Origin of the sequence: Pseudomonas sp. NPDC088444 (assembly GCF_044900175.1) — a bacterium.
Lineage (GTDB): Bacteria > Pseudomonadota > Gammaproteobacteria > Pseudomonadales > Pseudomonadaceae > Aquipseudomonas.
Genome location: NZ_JBJDNK010000004.1, coordinates 165234 through 179716, shown reverse-complemented (window position 1 = coordinate 179716; position 14483 = coordinate 165234). Strand labels below are relative to the sequence as shown.

The following is a 14483-nucleotide window of genomic DNA, read 5'->3' as shown; positions in this document are numbered from 1 at the left end:
GCCCGATACGCGTTGACACCCAGGCACTGCGGATCAGTCCACCTGAGTCGTTTCTGGAAGCACCCACTGCCATAAAAATAAAAGCACATGGAGTAGCGTCGATGACATCAGCAAACCTGTTCTGGCGCCGGGCGAAACTGCCTCTGGCCGTCAGCCTCGCTTCCACGCTCGCCGGTCCTGCATTCGGCGTCAGTTTCAACATCGGTGAAATCGAAGGTAATTTCGACTCGTCCCTGTCCATTGGCGCAAGCTGGTCGACGCAGAACGCCAACAAGAACCTGATCGGCTCGAACAACGGCGGACACGGTCTCTCGCAAACCTCCGACGACGGCCACTTGAACTTCAAAAGTGGGGAAACCTTTTCGAAGATCTTCAAGGGCATCCACGATCTTGAACTGAAATACGGTGACACGGGCGTGTTCCTGCGTGGCAAGTACTGGTACGACTTTGAACTCAAGGATGAAAGCCGTGAATTCAAGGACATCAGTGACTCGGGCCGCAAGGAAGGTGCGAAGTCTTCAGGTTTCGAACTGCTCGATGCATTCGTCTATCACAACTATTCCATCGCCGATGAGCCAGGTTCCGTGCGTTTCGGTAAACAGGTCGTCAGTTGGGGTGAAAGTACCTTCATTGGCGGCGGCATCAACAGCATCAACCCCATCGACGTCTCGGCGTTCCGTCGTCCCGGCTCGGAAATCAAGGAAGGCCTGATTCCGGTCAACATGTTCTACCTGTCCCAGAGCCTGACCGAGAACCTCTCGGCTGAAGGCTTCTACCAACTGGAATGGGACCAGACCGTCGTCGACAATTGCGGCACGTTCTTCTCGCAGCCTGACGTGATTGCTGATGGCTGCTCGAACAATCTGGCGGTATTGCGTACCCGGGCCGGTCTGAACTCCGCGTTGCCTGCGGCGCTGCGCAACCCGGTGCAGAACGCACTGGCGCAACGTGGCGTAGTGTTTGGCACGCCGGATGAGGGCGCGGTGGTGCGTCGTGGTCCTGACCGTGATGCGCGCGACAGCGGCCAGTATGGCTTGGCAATGCACTATAACTTCGAGCCGCTGGACACCGAATTCGGCGCCTATTACATGAACTATCACAGCCGTCTGCCGATCTTCAGCGGTCGCGGCGCACCGGCCAGCGCCTATAGCGGCGCAGGTCTGGTCGGGCAACTGGTGGGCAACGGCGTACCGCTGGCGACCGCGACGGCTCTGGCACCGACGCTGCTGCCACTGGTGGTGGCGGGCAACTCCAGCTACTACGTCGAATACCCTGAAGACATTCACCTGTTCGGCCTGAGCTTCTCCACCACGTTGCCCACCGGCACGGCGTGGAGCGGTGAAATCAGCTATCGCCCGAACGCACCGGTGCAACTGAACACCACCGACATTCTGTATTCAGGCCTCTCGCCGTTGAACTCCAGCGTCTCGCTGCTGCAAGGCACGCCGGGTCAGGACCAGAAAGGCTATCGCCGCAAAGAGATCAGCCAGGCACAAACCACGTTCACCCATTTCTTCGATCAGGTGATGGGCGCCGAGCGTCTGACCGTGGTCGGCGAAATCGGCTGGACCCACGTCGGTGGTCTGGAGAGCACCTCGAAACTGCGTTATGGCCGTGACCCGAGCTACGGGCCTGGTCCGTTGCCAAATGGCCAATGTACGGCGCTCAACGCCAGTACGCTGGCGGGCGCGGCGCAGAACAACCTGAGCCGTTACTGCGAAAACGACGGCTTCACCACCACCGACTCTTGGGGTTATCGCGCGCGCGCGATCTGGGACTACAACAACGTGTTCGCCGGGGTGAACCTCAAGCCAAGCGTGGCCTGGTCCCATGACGTCGACGGTTATTCGCCAGGCCCGGGCGGCAACTTCGAAGAGGGTCGCAAAGCGATCAGCCTGGGTGTGGAAGCGGAGTACCAGAACACCTACACCGCCAACCTGTCCTACACCAACTTCTTCGACGGCAAGTACACCACAGTGGATGACCGCGACTTCGTGGCGCTCAGCTTCGGTATGAACTTCTAAGGAATGACCATGAACATGAAAACAACAAAAGGTCTGCTGCAGATCGGTGTACTCGGTCTGTCGTTGCTGGCGACCGGAGTGATGGCGGCTGTTTCCGCCGATGAAGCCGCCAAGCTGGGCAATACGTTGACGCCGATGGGCGCCGAGAAGGCCGGTAACGCGGCCAACACCATTCCGGCCTGGAGCCCGATGCCGACCAACGCAGGAGCGGTGGACGACAAGGGCTTCCTCGCCAACCCGTACGCCAACGAAAAGCCGCTGTTCATCATCACTGCGCAGAACGTCGAGCAGTACAAGGACAAGCTCGCGCCGGGCCAATACGCGATGTTCAAGCGCTACCCGGACACCTTCAAAATGCCGGTCTACCCGTCACACCGGGGCGCCACCGTGCCTGCTGACGTGTTCGCGGCCATCAAGCGCAACGCCACCAACACCAAGTTGGTCTCCGGTGGTAACGGCCTTGAGAACTTCGAAACCGCTGTGCCGTTTCCAATCCCCAAAGACGGCCTTGAAGTGATCTGGAACCACATCACCCGTTATCGCGGTGGCAGCGTCCAGCGTCTGGTGACCCAGGCCACACCGCAGACCAATGGCTCGTTCAACCCGGTGTACTTCCACGACGAGTTCGTGTTTCGCGACAAGATGAAGGACTACGATCCGAAGAATCCGGGCAACATCCTGTTCTATTTCAAACAGGAAGTGACCGCCCCAGCGCGTCTGGCGGGTACCGTGCTGCTGGTGCATGAAACCCTCGATCAGGTGAAAGAGCCGCGCTCGGCGTGGGTCTACAACGCGGGTCAACGTCGTGTGCGTCGCGCACCGCAAGTCTCTTACGACGGCCCGGGTACGGCAGCGGACGGTCTGCGCACTTCCGACAACCTGGACATGTACAACGGCGCTCCGGACCGTTACGACTGGAAGCTGATCGGCAAGCAAGAGATGTACATTGCGTCCAACAGCTACAAGCTCGACGACCCGAAACTCAAGTACACCGACATCATCAAGGCCGGGCACATCAATCAGGATTTGGCGCGCTATGAACTGCGCCGCGTCTGGCACGTGACCGCCACGCTGAAGGAAGGCCAGCGCCACATCTACGCCAAGCGTGACTTCTTCATCGACGAAGACACCTGGCAAGCGGCGGTGATCGACCACTACGACGGCCGTGGCCAACTCTGGCGTGTGGCCGAGGCGCACGGCGAGAACTACTACGACAAGCAAGTGCCGTGGTACGCCCTGGAAACCCTGTACGATCTGCAATCGGGCCGTTACCTGGCGCTGGGCATGAAGAACGAAGAGAAGAAGGCATACGACTTCGGCTTCACCGCCACCATCAGCGACTTCCAGCCTAACGCGCTGCGTCAGGAAGGCGTGCGCTGATCCGATGACCGAATTGGCGCAGAGCGGTGCACTGTTGATCACAGCCACTGAGCACTCGTTGTCCTGCGCCGCTTTACCCTATGGCTGAACCCCATGGTGGCAAGAAGAAAACACCCCGATTCGTCGGGGTGTTTTCTAAGCACACATCGTTTCAGACACACCCGTCCCCAAACATATAAAGCAACATTCGCGCTGTTGATTGGATATGTTTTCTTACAGTCTTTCGTCGAACATTCTTCAAAACCCGCACCATAGCCGCTAGTCTCCCGACAGTTGAACGCCGAATAACAAACACTTCCAACAAGAGTCGGCCATGACTGATCTGTCGCGTTTGCAAGGATTCGCAAATCACGCAGTCACTGCACTGGAGGGGCGTTTCTTTCGTCCGCCACTGCCTGAAGGCTATGTGCCCAGGCCGCGTTTGTGCGAGCGTCTGAGTGCCGGTCTTTCAGGGCGTTTGCTGTTGGTCAGCGCGCCAGCCGGGTTCGGCAAAAGCTCCCTCGCTGTTGAGTTCTGCGAAAGCCTTCCTGATCAATGGCAGAACCTGTGGCTGGGTTTGAGTCAGCGCGATAGCGACCCCGGCCGATTCCTCGAACGCCTGCTTTCAGGCCTCCAGCAATTCTTCCCGCAACTCGGCAGCCAGGCCCTTGGCCTGTTGAAAATGCGTCAGCGGCATCAGCCTTTTGCCTTTGAGGAGTGGCTCGACGGCCTGCTCGATGAACTGGCGATGCACCTGATGCTCAGCAAACCGCTGCTACTGGTGCTCGACGACTATCACCTCGTGCAAGGCCCGGTGCTCGACCGCTGTCTGCAATTTCTCCTCAATCACTTGCCTGCCGGGCTGGCCGTCATGGTTACCAGCCGTCAGCGTCCGGATTGGCATCTGGCGCGGCTGCGGCTGTCGCGGCAACTGCTTGAACTGTCTGAGCAAGACCTGCGCCTCACTGACGAAGAGTCTAGGGCGGTGCTCAATCAGCAGAGCAATTCGCTGAGCGAAGACGCGCTGAAAAACCTGCTGCAACGCAGCGAGGGCTGGGTCGCCGGTCTGAGGTTCTGGCTGCTGGCGGCTACCGAAGCCGGGGATAACTCCCTGACCCAGGAACTCAATGGCGGCGAGGGTCTGATCCGCGATTACTTGCTTGAAGAGGTCATCGACTGCCTGCCCGCCGACGTCCAGGCCTTCTTGTATGAAACCGCCTGCCTTGAGCGCTTTTGCAGTGCGCTGTGTAACGCCGCTCGCGACACTCACGACAGCGCCGAAATCCTCGCCTTCCTTCAGGCCCATCAAGTGTTTCTGGTGCCATTGGATGAGCACGGGCGCTGGTTCCGCTATCACCACTTGTTCTCCGACCTGCTGCGTGCTCGGGCCGGAAGTAACGTTGCGCCCCAGCAGCGCCGCCTACACTTGAACGCCTGTCGCTGGTTCAGTGAACAGGGCTTGCTGGATGAAGCGATTGAGCAGGCCTTGCGCGCAGGCCATCACGACGTTGCTGCGAATCTGGTGCAGAACCTGTCCGAAGAGCAACTGCTGGCCGAGCAAAATGTGGGCATGTTGCTGCGCTGGAAAATGGACTTGCCCGACAGCTTACTGATCAGCACGCCGCGCCTGATCGTGCTGTATGCCTGGGCGTTGGGGCTGGCGTGCCAACTCGATGCCGCCGAAGAACTGGGCAATCACCTCAGTCGCTTTCTGCCTGCACCTTCGGCGACGGCGCAAAAGTCCATGCTGGCTCAATGGTTGGCGCTGAGCGGCATCATCGCCCGAGGTCGCGGTGACAGTTACACCGCACAGCGTTATTGCAGCGAAGCGCTGGCCAGTCTTCCGCAAAAGCGCTACGGCCAGCGCTTGTTGTGCCTGTCGACCTTGGCCAATCTGGCGATTGCCGAAGGCGATTTATGGCGTGGTCGCGCACTCAATCGCGAGGCACTGGAGTTGGCGCAGCGAGTGGCCAATCCGCTGTTCGAAGCGCTAGCCCACTATGATCGTGCGCGCACCTTGCAGGCTCGGGGTGAAGCGTTGCGCGCACTGGACGAAGTGCGTCAGGGCCTGCGACGTCTCGCTGGGTTGTCCTCACAACGGCTTTACGCCGTGCGAGCGCGGCTGACCTTGTACGAGGGCTATCTGCTCGTTCAGTGTTTGCAATCCGAGGCCGGACGCGCCCGTCTCGGCGCGGGGCTGACCGAGGCTCGCGCCTGTCGCGACATCAGCGTGCTCATCGGCCACTGCGTCATCGCCGGGCTGGAGGGACGGGAGGGGCGCTTTGCCGAGGCCTTTGCCGAACTGGCCGAGGCTGAGCGGTTGATGCACATCTGGGATGTGCCGCCGGTGTATTACCTCGCGATGATTACCTTGGCCAAGTGCGAGCTGTGGCTGGCGCAGGGGCGCATCGATCTGGCCGACGCCTGGCTGCTGCGTCTGGGCCAGACGTATGGTGGCGATCACCCGGCTGCGGCGCCTGAATGCCTGCCGCAAATGCCACAACACATCGAACTGCTGCGGGCCATTCTTGACCGCATTCAGGGGCGGACCGATGACGCCGCTCGACGCCTGAGCCAACTGAGCGACTACGCCCAGCGCATCGGCGCGGGATTGCTGGGACTGTATGCGACCAGCCAACACCTGTTGCTCGCACTGGCCATGTCGGATAAAAGCCAGGCTCAAGACATGCTCAGCCGCAGCCTTCAGGGCGCGACCGGCGGCGCAGTCCTGCCGTTCTTTGGCATCATTCATCAGCACGGCAACTGGCTGCGCGAACAGTTACTCAAACGCCCACGCTGCCGACTGGTCGACTACCTGCTCAATCAGCTTCCCCCTGGCGCCGACAAAGACATGCCTTGTGCCCGCGACGTCAGCGAACCGATCGCATGCCCCGGCGGCGACCCCCTCAGCGCGCGGGAACTGGGCGTGCTGCAACTCATTGCCCAAGGCTGCTCCAATCAGGAAATCAGTGAACGGCTGTTCATCTCGCTGCACACCGTGAAAACCCACGCCAGCCACATCAACAGCAAGCTGGGAGTGGAGCGCAGAACTCAGGCGGTGGCGAGGGCGCAGGAGTTGGGGTTGTTGGGGTAAAAACAGGCACTTTATTGCCGATTCTTTTTGTTCGGGCGCGATATTCGGCATTTTAATGCCGATGCGTGCTCAGACCGCCGCATCCCCCGCCCACATTTTCTCAACGTCACGCACGCCCCAGTCCTCGGCCCGTTCGTATTTCACGATGGCGTCATGTTCGTCGGTGCAGGCCAAGTCGACGATTTCCGGCATGAACGTAATGCGGGTGCGGGTGGAAAGAAAGACTTTCACTTTGGGGTGCAGCAGCGATTTCTCGCCCTGTTCCATGACCACCCCCAGGCGCTCGCTTTTCAGACGAACCAGCGCGCCAACCGGGTAGATGCCCACGGTTTTGACGAAGTGCTGGAAAATCGTGTCGTCGAAGTGGCCTTTCCAGGACGCCATTTCGCGGATCGATTGCGCAGCGTCCCAACCTTTCTTGTAAGGCCGGTCTGAGGTCACGGCGTCGTAGACGTCGCAGATCGCCCCCATCTTGGCGTAGATGCTGATTTCATCGCCTTTCAGACCGTGAGGATACCCCGTGCCATCCATCTTCTCGTGGTGATGCAAGCAGACATCCAGCACCGCTTTGGTGGCTTGCCGGGTGTCTTGCAGAATCTTCAGTCCGGCCTGAGGGTGATATTTCATCGCCTCAAATTCTTCAAATGTCAGCCGGTCCGGTTTGTTGAGGATCGTTTTGGGAATCATCATCTTGCCCACGTCGTGCATCAACCCCGCAACGCCCGCTTCGCGCACCTGTTCCTCGTTCAGTTCCATTTGCCGCGCTAGCGCCACCATCAGCGCGCAGACCGCGACCGAATGCATGTAGGTGTATTCGTCAGAGGTTTTCAGGCGCGATAGGCTGATCAGTGCGTGAGGATGACGCATCACCGAGGTGGAAATTTCTTCGACCAGAAGATCGACGTCCTCGGCGTTCATCGCTCGCCCCATGCGCGCGTCGGTGAACATGGTCATGACCGCCGCCTTGGCCCGACCGCAGATGGCCTTGGCCCGAGCCAGCTCTTTTTCCATGGTGCTGGGCGTGGTGTCCGCCTCGCGGGTGCTCGACGGAGCGAAGGCCAGAATCGTCGTCTGCTCGTCGGGGCTTTTGCCGCGACCGGTGTCGATCCATACCTCGCGCGTCGAAGCCTGAATGCGCTGCAACACCGTCTCGTCGCTCAGCTCGCGTTCGACATGCTGAGTCCAGAACGGATCATGAAGCCGCGGGCGGCAGAACTCGTGGATGTACATGCCCAGCCTTAGATCGGAAACCGCGATTTTTCTTAGCATGGAGCCTGCTCGTTACGCTTGGGGGCCTGGCTGCCTTGCGGGGTCATCGAGTGACATCTTATCTACTCGAACGCCACACATTTCGATGGTTGCGCAAGGCCAGTATATGAGCGGTTTTTTGAAAAATACATCAACCGAAACAGGGGGCTGGAAGGGTGCGTTTTCAGGTTTCTCCTGATTAAACAAACCGTTATTTACAGATGTTCGACGGGCATCAAAGAATCAGGCAAAAAATAAAATCCTTGCCTTTCTGACCATAGTCGAAAAACCACTCAGTTGAGAGGGATGATGGCGTTGCAAGTACATTGGCGTGTTGTAATTGCCTTACACAGTCACCTGATTTTTGGATTGCCTATGAATACCCCTCAACCCACCCTCATCCGCGAAACCTTCCCCGTCGGCCCGCTACAATGCAATTGCACGATTATCGGTGATCCGGTCACTCAGAAGGCCATCGTGGTCGACCCGGGCGGCAACCCCGAATTGATTATGGCCAGGCTCGACGCCCATGGCCTGAAGTGTGTGAGCATCATCCATACCCATGCGCATCTGGATCATTTTCTGGCGTCAGGGCAGTTGAAGGAAAAGACTGGAGCGACGTTGCATCTGCACAAAGAGGATCAGTTCTTATGGGACAACCTCGAAACCCAGTGTCAGGTGTTTCGCGTGCCGTATGTACCCGTTCCGCCGCCGGATCGCTGGCTGGAGCACGATGAGGAGCTGGCCTGTGGCTGCGGCGTGGCCTTGCACACACCGGGGCATACGCCGGGGTCGATGAGTTTCTGGTTCGAAGACGCCAAGTTGCTGATCGCAGGCGACACGTTGTTCAAGCGAGGCGTGGGTCGCACCGATTTGTGGGGAGGCGATCAGGCGACCATTGTGCGTTCGATCAAGCAGCGGCTGTACACGCTGGATGAGGCGGCCACGGTGGTGACAGGCCACGGGCCAGACACACGACTGGGTGATGAAATGCGTGAAAATCCATTTGTCCGGGCGTGAAATCGTTCAGGCGACGTTAAGGAATTTTTGACGGCGAGCATGCTCTAATCGCGCAAATCGCTCGGCCTTTTCAGTGGCCGTGTAAAGCAAAACAGGAGCACTTCCGAGATGTTTACCTTTCGCCGTTTGATCATCGCTGCGACCGCGCTGGCCGTATTGTCTGGCTGCGCATCGCAAAATCCTTACGACAATCAGGGGCAAGCGCAGAATTCCGGCGGGATGAGCAAAACCGCCAAGTACGGTGGTCTGGGCGCATTGGCTGGCGCCGTCGCGGGTGCTGCCATCGATCACAACAACCGCGGCAAGGGCGCCTTGATCGGCGCGGCCGTGGTGGGTGCCGCCTCCGCCGGTTACGGTTATTACGCCGACAAACAGGAGGCTGCGTTGCGCGCGAGCATGGCCAACACTGGCGTTCAGGTACAGCGTGAAGGCGATAACATCAAGTTGGTGATGCCGGGCAATATCACGTTCGCCACCGACTCTTCGGCCATCGCCAGCAGCTTCTACGCGCCGTTGAACAACCTGGCAGGCTCGCTGAAACAGTACAACCAGAACGTGATCGAGATCGTGGGTTATACCGACAGCACCGGCAGCCGCCAGCACAACATGGACCTGTCGCAACAGCGTGCGCAGAGCGTGGCGACTTACCTGACTTCGCAGGGCGTCGATGCTTCTCACCTGTCGGTACGGGGTGCCGGTCCTGATTCGCCGATCGCCAGCAACGCCGATGTCAATGGCCGTGCCCAGAACCGTCGCGTCGAGGTCAACCTCAAGCCGATTCCTGGTCAGCAGTATCAGCAGCAATAACCTGACCGCGTTCTATCAGACAACCCCGGCCTTCGTGCCGGGGTTTTTGTTTGCTCGCGAAGGAGTCCTCAATGGATGCGCGCTGCGAGCGACATGAGTCAGCCGGAATACCGCTCACGCATCTGCCCCAGCAACGCATCCTTTTCTTCCCACAGGCGGTTGATCCACTGCTGGAACTCTGCGCGATACGCCTCGTCCTGGTCGTAGCTCTTGCCGATGAACTGCGTCGGAATCTGTACTTCTTCAAAGTGCGCAACCACCTCACGAACGCGTCCGCACAGCAGGTCCCAATAGCCGGGACGACCAAAAGGGTAATGGATGGTCACGTTGACGATGGATTCAAGCTGTTCGCCCATCGCATCCAGCACAAACGCAATGCCACCCGCCTTGGGCTTGAGCAGATAACGAAAGGGTGATTGCTGTTGTGCGTGCTTGCCAGGGGTAAAGCGCGTGCCCTCGGCGAAGTTGAAAATGCCCACCGGGTTGTTGCGAAATTTCGCACAGGTGCGGCGCGTGGTTTCCAGGTCCTTGCCTTTCTTTTCCGGGTGTTTGGCCAGATACGCCTTGCTGTAACGTTTCATGAATGGAAAGCCCAACGCCCACCACGCCAGGCCAATCACCGGCACCCAGATCAGCTCTTGTTTGAGGAAGAACTTCAGCGGGCGAATGCGCCGGTTGAGCACGTACTGCAACACCATGATGTCGACCCAGCTCTGGTGGTTGCTGGTCACCAGATACGAGTGCTGATAGTCCAGACCTTCCAGCCCGCTCAAGTGCCAGCGAGTACGGCCCAGCAGGTTGATCCAGGCGTTGTTGTTGCTGATCCACGCTTCGTGAATGTGGCTCATCAGCCAGTCGGTAGCTTTCTGCGCCGCAGGGAAGGGCAGGCACAGTTTGAAGATCGCGACGATGAACAGCGGGGTGCAGCAGACAATCGTATTGAGCGCCAACAGCAGCGAGGCGATGACACCGCGCAAAGGGGCGGGCAAGAAATCCATGAGGGACCGAACTCCGAGGGTAAGACAGCCGCCGGTGCGTTCCCGGCGGCGTGATTGTGAGTGAACGATGTTTCAGGACGACAGCTATTGCGACGCCTATTGCGGCAAGGTCGCGGCCTGAATGGCCGTCAGGGCGATGGTGTAGACAATGTCGTCCACCTGAGCACCACGCGGCAGGTCGTTCACGGGTTTACGCAGGCCTTGCAACATCGGGCCGAGGCTCACGCAATCCGCACTGCGTTGCACGGCCTTGTAGGTCGTGTTGCCAGTGTTGAGGTCAGGAAACACGAACACGTTGGCGCGACCGGCCACCGGGCTGTCGGGGGCCAGCTGTCGGGCGACATTTTCGTTGGCGGCGGCGTCGTATTGCAGCGGGCCGTCGATCAACAGGCTGCGCTGGGTTTCCTGCGCCAGTTGCGTGGCTTCACGGACCTTCTCGACTTCCTCGCCGCTGTCGGAGTGGTTGCTTGAATAGCTGATCATCGCCACCCGAGGCGACAAGCCGAATGCAACGGCCGAATCGGCGCTCTGAACGGCGATTTCCGCCAGCTCCTGTGCCGTTGGATGCGGGTTCATGATGCAGTCGCCGTAGACCAGCACCTGCTCGGGGAACAGCATGAAAAACACCGACGACACCAGTGTGCAGCCCGGCGCGGTCTTGATCAGTTGCAGGGCCGGGCGGATGGTGTTGGCGGTGGAGTGAATGACGCCAGACACCAGCCCGTCGACTTCATCCAGCGCCAGCATCATCGTGCCGATCACCACCGGGTCTTCCAATTGTTGCTCGGCCATCGGCGCGTTGAGGCTCTTGTTCTTGCGCAGGTCGACCATGGGGGCCACGTAGCGTTCGCGAATCACGTCCGGGTCGAGGATTTCCAGCCCCGGCGGCAACTCGATGCCTTGGGCCCGGGCGACGGCCTGAACTTCGTCAGGCTTGGCGAGCAATACACAACGGGCGATGCCCCGGGCGGTACAGATGGCAGCGGCCTGCACGGTCAGCGGCTCGGCGCCTTCCGGCAGAACGATGCGCTTGTTGGCAGCTTGCGCGCGCTGAATCAGTTGATAGCGGAACACGGCGGGTGACAGGCGCATTTCACGCGGGGTGCCGCAGCGCTGGTGCAGCCAGTTGGCGTCCAGATGGCTGGCGACAAAGTCAGTAATGATCTCCGCGCGTTCGCGGTCGTCGATCGGGATTTCCTTGTTCAACTGGTTGAGCTGGTTGGCCGTATCGTACGACCCCGTGCTCACCGACAACACCGGCAACCCGGCCTGCAACGCGCCTCGGCACAGGTCCATGATGCGTGGATCGGGCAAGGTGTCGCTGGTCAACAGCAGACCGGCCAGCGGTACGCCGTTCAACGTGGCCAGGCTGACGGCGAGGATGATGTCGTCGCGGTCTCCCGGCGTCACCACCAGCACGCCTGGCTTGAGCAGTTGCAGTGTGTTGAGCACGGTGCGGGCGCAGATGATGATCTTCGACATGCGCCGCTGTTCGTAATCGCCTGCGTTGATCACCTGCGCGCCCATTAAATCGGCCACATCGCGGGTGCGCGGCGCGTTGAGGTCAGCCTGAAACGGGATGCAACCCAGCAGACGGAAATCGCCACTACGCAGCAACGGCGAGTGTTCTTTCAAGCGCGCCGAGAAGGCTTCCATGCTCTCGTCGGTACGCACTTTGTTGAGGATCACACCCAGCACTTTCGGGTCTTTCGGGCCGCCGAACATCTGCGCTTGCAACTCGACGCGGCCGGAAAGCTCGGTCAGCACTTCATTTTCCGGGGCCGACACCAGAATCACTTCAGCGTCGAGCGCTTTGGCCATGTGCAAGTTGACCCGGGCGGCGTAGCTGGCGGTGCGGGTTGGCACCATGCCCTCGACGATGACCACATCGCGGCCTTCGCATGCCTGCTGATAGAGAGTGATGATTTCTTCCAGCAGCTCATCCAGTTGGCCCTCACCGAGCATGCGCTCGACATGGGCCAGTGCCAGCGGTTTGGGCGGTTTGAGGCCGTGGGTGCGGGCGACCAGTTCGGTCGAGCGCTCGGGGCCGAGATCGCCAGGGTGAGGCTGGGCGATGGGTTTGAAAAAGCCGACTTTGAGTCCGGCGCGCTCCAGGGTTCTCACCAGCCCCAGGCTGATGGACGTCAAACCCACACCGAAGTCTGTGGGCGCGATAAAGAAAGTCTGCATGCGGGCTTCTCGAAGGTGAGCGTGCAAAGGTCATCAATGGACCGGGCGAAACAGGACGCTGTTCAAGCGCAGCGTCTCAATGGGGGACAAGGTTATCGTCATCTGCCCCCTGCGCACACCAGCCACAGCGAAAGGATTGGCCTATTTTTTCATGTCGCTGCTGCGCATCGAGTACCCAGGCCCGTGACTGCCATGGCGGCTGGTGGCGCAGATGCTGGGTATGGCCGCAGGACAGCTCGGCGATCCAGTGACCGTCCTCGTCCTGACGGAAACCGGTAATCGTGGTGTCGCTGCCGGGCATCATGGGGTCGCGCAATCGGGGCCGTCCGTCTGAGTTGCGTTCGCTTTCGCGCGAGGGCTTGGTTAGACTTGCTCGCTCATATCTCTATTTGCAAAAGGTCTTGCCCCATGCCGATCGCCGCCAACAAGGCTGTCTCCATCGACTATACCCTGACTAACGACGCTGGTGAGGTCATCGACAGTTCGTCCGGCGGCGCGCCGCTGGTTTACCTGCACGGCGCGGGTAACATCATTCCGGGTCTGGAAAAGGCACTGGAAGGCAAGGACGTCGGTGACGAGCTGAAAGTCGCCATCGAACCAGAAGACGCTTACGGCGAATACTCGGCCGAGCTGGTCAGCACTCTGAACCGCAGCATGTTCGAAGGTGTCGACGAGCTGGAAGTCGGCATGCAGTTCCACGCCTCCGCGCCGGACGGCCAGATGCAGATCGTCACCATCCGTGACCTGGACGGCGACGACGTCACTGTCGACGGCAACCACCCGCTGGCCGGTCAGCGTCTGAACTTCCAGGTCAAGGTCGTTGCCGTTCGTGACGCCAGTCAGGAAGAAGTCGCTCACGGTCACGTGCATGGCGAAGGCGGCCATCACCACTGATTTGTCCTGCTAAGCTCCAATAGCTGGCCAGGCGTCCTCGCGGGCTTTGCGAAAACCACCTTGGTTTCGCGGTCTGACAGGGCGCCTTTTTCTGCCGATGTTTTTTGTTTAGAGAGCAGGGGAGTTTCGTCATGAGTATATTTCACGACCTGAAATTAAAAGCTCTGGATGGTCAGGAACTGCCTCTCGCGCCGCTGAAAGGCAAAGTGGTTCTGGTGGTCAACGTGGCCTCCAAATGTGGCCTTACGCCGCAATACGCCGCACTTGAAAACCTCTATCAGAAGTACAAGGATCGGGGCTTCAGCGTCTTGGGTTTGCCTTGTAATCAATTCGCCGGTCAAGAGCCGGGCACTCAGGAAGAGATCCAGGAATTCTGCTCGCTGAACTACGGCGTGACCTTTCCGCTGGGCGACAAACTGGAAGTGAACGGGCCTCATCGTCATCGGCTCTACCAGATGCTGGCGGGCGAGGGGGCCGAGTTTCCGGGCGACATCACCTGGAACTTCGAAAAATTTCTGGTGGGGCAGGATGGCCGCGTACTGGCGCGCTTCTCTCCGCGCACCACGCCCGATGATCCGGCGGTGATTCAGGCGATTGAAAAGGCGCTGCATTGAGCAGCGCCTTCTGATCTGGCACCCCTCTTTGAGCAGACATGATGTTCTTTGTGGGAGCGAATTCATTCGCGATGACGTCGGCACATTGAATATCTTCTTTGCCTGACACTCCGATTCGCGAATGAATTCGCTCCCACAGAGGTGGCGTGGCTCTCTCACGATTCCTCTAGCCTTCTAAACCTTAATCACCCAAATCAATAGTGCTAGGCATCGCAGCCTCGTCGGCTCATTCTGT

The 14483-nt window shown here is 59.5% G+C and carries 11 protein-coding genes; 7 read left to right on the top strand and 4 right to left on the bottom strand.

From position 1 onward, the window contains the following. The first annotated feature begins 101 nt into the window (after nucleotides 1-101). The 3 genes from ACI2KB_RS09890 to ACI2KB_RS09880 all read left to right on the top strand — a co-directional run bounded on the left by ACI2KB_RS09890 (nucleotide 102) and on the right by ACI2KB_RS09880 (nucleotide 6477). Nucleotides 102-2024: a DUF1302 domain-containing protein gene (locus tag ACI2KB_RS09890; protein ID WP_404633891.1), complete on the top strand. Its 1923-nt coding sequence runs from the start codon at nucleotides 102-104 to the stop codon at nucleotides 2022-2024. A 15-nt stretch (nucleotides 2025-2039) separates the two neighbouring features. Next, nucleotides 2040-3404 carry a DUF1329 domain-containing protein gene (locus tag ACI2KB_RS09885; protein WP_404633889.1) on the top strand — a complete coding sequence of 455 codons (1365 nt, stop codon included), beginning with the start codon at nucleotides 2040-2042 and terminating at the stop codon, nucleotides 3402-3404. Nucleotides 3405-3717: 313 nt separating this feature from the next. Further along, nucleotides 3718-6477, top strand: coding sequence for a LuxR C-terminal-related transcriptional regulator (locus tag ACI2KB_RS09880; protein ID WP_404633887.1), 2760 nt, complete (start codon nucleotides 3718-3720; stop codon nucleotides 6475-6477). A gap of 69 nt (nucleotides 6478-6546) precedes the next feature. On the opposite strand, the gene ACI2KB_RS09875 is transcribed toward ACI2KB_RS09880, so the two are convergent. After that, the gene (locus tag ACI2KB_RS09875; protein WP_404633885.1) at nucleotides 6547-7746 is read right to left on the bottom strand and encodes an HD-GYP domain-containing protein; all 1200 of its coding nucleotides are present in this window, start codon (nucleotides 7744-7746) and stop codon (nucleotides 6547-6549) included. A gap of 354 nt (nucleotides 7747-8100) precedes the next feature. Between ACI2KB_RS09875 and ACI2KB_RS09870 the strand changes: the two genes are divergently transcribed. Together ACI2KB_RS09870 and ACI2KB_RS09865 are read left to right on the top strand one after the other, a co-directional pair. Continuing rightward, nucleotides 8101-8745 (top strand): MBL fold metallo-hydrolase, encoded by a 645-nt coding sequence (locus ACI2KB_RS09870; protein WP_404633883.1) that lies wholly within the window; start codon nucleotides 8101-8103, stop codon nucleotides 8743-8745. A gap of 108 nt (nucleotides 8746-8853) precedes the next feature. Then, a complete protein-coding gene (locus ACI2KB_RS09865) occupies nucleotides 8854-9552 on the top strand; it encodes an OmpA family protein (protein ID WP_404633881.1) in 699 nt (232 codons plus the stop codon). 98 nt (nucleotides 9553-9650) lie between these two features. On the opposite strand, the gene ACI2KB_RS09860 is transcribed toward ACI2KB_RS09865, so the two are convergent. From ACI2KB_RS09860 to ACI2KB_RS09850, 3 genes are all read right to left on the bottom strand, one after another. Then, nucleotides 9651-10550, bottom strand: coding sequence for an acyltransferase (locus ACI2KB_RS09860; RefSeq protein ID WP_404633879.1), 900 nt, complete (start codon nucleotides 10548-10550; stop codon nucleotides 9651-9653). Nucleotides 10551-10646: 96 nt separating this feature from the next. Next, nucleotides 10647-12740 carry a phosphate acetyltransferase gene (gene pta / locus ACI2KB_RS09855; RefSeq protein ID WP_404633877.1) on the bottom strand — a complete coding sequence of 698 codons (2094 nt, stop codon included), beginning with the start codon at nucleotides 12738-12740 and terminating at the stop codon, nucleotides 10647-10649. Between the two features lie 76 nt (nucleotides 12741-12816). Then, on the bottom strand, nucleotides 12817-13044 hold the full coding sequence (locus tag ACI2KB_RS09850; protein ID WP_404634357.1) for a DUF3565 domain-containing protein: 228 nt from the start codon (nucleotides 13042-13044) through the stop codon (nucleotides 12817-12819). 104 nt (nucleotides 13045-13148) lie between these two features. Between ACI2KB_RS09850 and ACI2KB_RS09845 the strand changes: the two genes are divergently transcribed. Both ACI2KB_RS09845 and ACI2KB_RS09840 read left to right on the top strand, forming a co-directional pair. Beyond that, complete coding sequence (locus ACI2KB_RS09845) at nucleotides 13149-13634, top strand: peptidylprolyl isomerase (protein WP_404633875.1); 486 nt, start codon at nucleotides 13149-13151, stop codon at nucleotides 13632-13634. 131 nt (nucleotides 13635-13765) lie between these two features. Then, nucleotides 13766-14248: a glutathione peroxidase gene (locus tag ACI2KB_RS09840; RefSeq protein WP_299607273.1), complete on the top strand. Its 483-nt coding sequence runs from the start codon at nucleotides 13766-13768 to the stop codon at nucleotides 14246-14248. The last annotated feature ends 235 nt before the right edge of the window (nucleotides 14249-14483 follow it).

Excerpts from the sequence above, each read along its gene's own strand:
- ACI2KB_RS09890 (WP_404633891.1), top strand. The coding sequence starts at position 102 with ATGACATCAGCAAACCTGTTCTGGCGCCGGGCGAAACTGCCTCTGGCC.
- ACI2KB_RS09885 (WP_404633889.1), top strand. The coding sequence starts at position 2,040 with ATGAAAACAACAAAAGGTCTGCTGCAGATCGGTGTACTCGGTCTGTCG.
- ACI2KB_RS09880 (WP_404633887.1), top strand. The coding sequence starts at position 3,718 with ATGACTGATCTGTCGCGTTTGCAAGGATTCGCAAATCACGCAGTCACT.
- ACI2KB_RS09875 (WP_404633885.1), bottom strand. The coding sequence starts at position 7,746 with ATGCTAAGAAAAATCGCGGTTTCCGATCTAAGGCTGGGCATGTACATC.
- ACI2KB_RS09870 (WP_404633883.1), top strand. The coding sequence starts at position 8,101 with ATGAATACCCCTCAACCCACCCTCATCCGCGAAACCTTCCCCGTCGGC.
- ACI2KB_RS09865 (WP_404633881.1), top strand. The coding sequence starts at position 8,854 with ATGTTTACCTTTCGCCGTTTGATCATCGCTGCGACCGCGCTGGCCGTA.
- ACI2KB_RS09860 (WP_404633879.1), bottom strand. The coding sequence starts at position 10,550 with ATGGATTTCTTGCCCGCCCCTTTGCGCGGTGTCATCGCCTCGCTGCTG.
- pta (WP_404633877.1), bottom strand. The coding sequence starts at position 12,740 with ATGCAGACTTTCTTTATCGCGCCCACAGACTTCGGTGTGGGTTTGACG.
- ACI2KB_RS09850 (WP_404634357.1), bottom strand. The coding sequence starts at position 13,044 with ATGATGCCCGGCAGCGACACCACGATTACCGGTTTCCGTCAGGACGAG.
- ACI2KB_RS09845 (WP_404633875.1), top strand. The coding sequence starts at position 13,149 with ATGCCGATCGCCGCCAACAAGGCTGTCTCCATCGACTATACCCTGACT.
- ACI2KB_RS09840 (WP_299607273.1), top strand. The coding sequence starts at position 13,766 with ATGAGTATATTTCACGACCTGAAATTAAAAGCTCTGGATGGTCAGGAA.